This window comes from Trichococcus sp., assembly GCF_049589555.1.
GTDB lineage: Bacteria > Bacillota > Bacilli > Lactobacillales > Aerococcaceae > Trichococcus.
Window position 1 is genome coordinate 1 of the sequence record NZ_JBAWAZ010000324.1, and the last position, 3118, is coordinate 3118.

At 47.3% G+C, this 3118-nt stretch carries 3 protein-coding genes; all 3 read right to left on the minus strand.

Translation table 11 applies throughout. The features are described from left to right. Window positions 1-135: 135 nt before the first annotated feature. On the minus strand, window positions 136-1152 hold the full coding sequence (locus tag WBV27_RS11400) for a type IV pilus twitching motility protein PilT (protein ID WP_424202160.1): 1017 nt from the start codon (window positions 1150-1152) through the stop codon (window positions 136-138). Window positions 1153-1165: 13 nt separating this feature from the next. Then, window positions 1166-2791 carry a GspE/PulE family protein gene (locus WBV27_RS11405; protein WP_424202162.1) on the minus strand — a complete coding sequence of 542 codons (1626 nt, stop codon included), beginning with the start codon at window positions 2789-2791 and terminating at the stop codon, window positions 1166-1168. Window positions 2792-2808: 17 nt separating this feature from the next. Beyond that, on the minus strand, window positions 2809-3118 hold a 310-nt coding region (locus WBV27_RS11410), incomplete at its 5' end, for a hypothetical protein (protein WP_424202164.1).

Consider the following 3118-nt stretch of genomic DNA (forward strand, 5'->3'; position numbering starts at 1 on the left):
CCATGTGTCTGAGTTCGTTGAGCGCTTCTTTTTTATTGCTACTCTCTATTTTTCCCTTCATCAGTTTTCCGCCTGTTGTTTTCGCTTTATAGGTAAAAACAGCCATCATTACCCTCCTTTTTTTCGATTTTCCTTCTACGGCAATAGATGCGACCGGCTGATTGTTTCTTCTTCAACAAGCCGCTTGATGCTCATCTCCATGGTGTGCATCCCTTGATCAAGGGATGTCTGCAGCACATTGGGGATTTGATGCATTTTTTCAGCCCGGATCAAATTCTTGATTGCTGCATTGTTGACCAACATTTCGGTCGCTGCCACACGACCATTGGCTTTCTTGGTCGGCAGCAACCGCTGCGACAAAATGCCCAAGAGCACATTCGCCAGCATCAAACGGATCTGTTCCCTTTGCCCTCCTGGGAAGACATCAATCATCCGTTCAATGCTGCCGGCTGCATCGGAAGTGTGCAACGTTCCCAAGACCAAATGACCCGTTTCCGATGCCGTGATGGCCGTGGAGATGGTATCCATATCGCGCATCTCCCCCACCAGAATGACATCTGGATCTTGGCGCAGACTCGCGCGCAGACCGTCTTTGAATGATAAGGTATCGAAGCCGACTTCCCTCTGTTCAATGATGGATTGTTTATGCACATGCAGGTATTCGATGGGATCTTCCAATGTAATGATGTGTCGGTTCATCGTTTGGTTCACATAATCGATCAGCGCAGCCAGAGAGGTGCTTTTCCCGCTGCCGGTTGGACCCGTCACCAAAAATAGTCCGTGTGGTTGTTGAACCAATTTTTTGGCGATTCCGGGGAGACCTAGACTTTCCACACTGGGAATTTCTTTTGAAATGATTCGAAAAGCAAGCGAAAGCGCACTGCGTTGATAGAACACATTCACGCGGAAGCGGGCAATACCAACGATGTCGTAAGAAAAATCAATTTCCCGTTTCTGTTCCAGCACATCCCACGAGTCTTGGCTAAGGCAAGTTTTCGCAAACTGCTCCGTATCTTGAGGCGCAAGGGAAGCTTGTTTTTGGGGAATCAGCTTTCCATCCACCCGGAAAACCGGCGCAGAGCCTACGACAAGATGGACATCGGAAGCTTGTTTTTCATATGCGGCGATTAATATCGTATCCAATTGTTCCATTGTTTCTGCCCTCTTATTCATTGATCGAAGCAACCCGCAAAACCTCTTCCAAAGTGGTCTTGCCTGCCTTCACTTTTATCAGCCCATCGTCAACCAAAAAGCGGACCCCTTGTTGCTTGATGTGTTGCTTGATTTCCTGGATGGACGCCTGATTCATCATCAACTGCCTTACTTCTTCCGTGATCACAATCAATTCATGGATGGCCATCCGTCCGCGATATCCGGTATGACGGCAAACATCACAGCCCCTGCCAAAGGTGATCGTGTCGATTGTCTGATTGCGTCGTTCAAAGATTTCCCGCTCAACCGGCGTTGCTTCTCTTGTGTCGGCACAATCTTTGCAAATCGTTTTGACGAGCCGCTGCGCTACGACACCGCTCAAGGCAGATACAATCAAGTAGGGTTCTATCCCCATATCGAGCAAGCGGGGAATGGCCTCAATGGCGCTGTTGGTATGCAGCGTGCTGAATACCAAGTGGCCGGTCAGAGCCGCACGCACACTGTTCTCAGCCGTTTCTTTATCCCGGATTTCCCCCACCATGATGATATTTGGATCTTGACGCAAGACTGAACGCAAGCCCGTCGCAAAGGTCAGTCCAATCTGGGCATTGACTTGAACTTGGTTGATGCCCTCGAGTTGATATTCAACCGGGTCTTCGATCGTTATAATATTACTTTCTGGATGGTTCAGTTCATTGATGGAGCCGTACAGCGTGGACGTTTTCCCTGAACCGGTCGGACCTGTCAACAAAATCAGTCCCGACGGCAGGGCAATCAATTTCCGATAATCAGCTAAAATATCCTTCTCTAAGCCGATATCCTCTACTTTTCTGAACATATTGGAGATATCCAATATCCGCAGCACAATTTTTTCACCAAAAACAGTCGGCAAAGTGGACACACGCAAATTCACTCTTTTCCCCAAAACCGTTGTGCTGATACGACCGTCCTGGGGCAGGCGCGTTTCCGTAACGTTCAATCCGGCTATGATTTTAATCCGAGCAACCAAAGCGTTCATCAAGGTTTTCGGCAAAGGGCGTTCATTCCGGAGCAGTCCATCCACGCGGTACCGAACGGATACTTGGCGCTCCGTTTGATCCAGATGAATATCTGATGCCCGCAGCGATACACCCGTTTCCAGCAGTTGATTGAAGATCCTTACCGCTGGAGCATCTTCACCCTCAATGTGCTCAATATTCACTTCTTTTGAGTCGTATAAGCGGTTGATTGTCTGCAGTAAGTCATCCCGTGTCGCTATCACTGGCCTTACAACATAGCCAGTAGAAAATTCCAGTTCCTCAATGGCATAGAAGTCCAGAGGGTCATTCATTGCCACAATCAAGCGCGTATTCTCTTTTTTGATCGGAAGCAATAATTTTGATCGTGCAAAATCTTTTGATGTCAGCTCCACTACGGACATATCGATCGGATACTGATATAAGGATACACTTTCTAATTTCAATTGGATTTCCAATGCATCCAGTAATTGTTTCTCGGTGATATAACCTTGATCAACCAACAAATCCCCTAATTTTTGATCCTGCTTTTTCATGCTGATTGCTTCCACTATCTGCAGTTCCGTTACGAGACCCGCTTCTTTCAACAAATCCCCTAATTTTTTCTTCTCAAAATCTGCCACATTCTCCCACCTTTCTGCTAGTTTTCTATGACTGTCCCTGAACTGATGATGTCTCCCTGTTCCGGATCAACAGCAGTCCCCGAAGATCCTAATGGAAAACCCGTTGTACCAACGTGTGCATATTTGAGGCTCGCACCGCCACTTATGTCGAAGCTATTTGCGATGACCGTACCATTTATTGAATAAGAACCTGTTAGTGCGACCGCTGCTTTAGGCGCTATGAGCATCAGGTTAGATTCTGAATTCCCACCGGACAGTGCAACACTGTTGCCGCCAGTTAGCAAGATACCGTTTATTTTAGTTGTGTTAGCAGAAACAGCTGCTTCT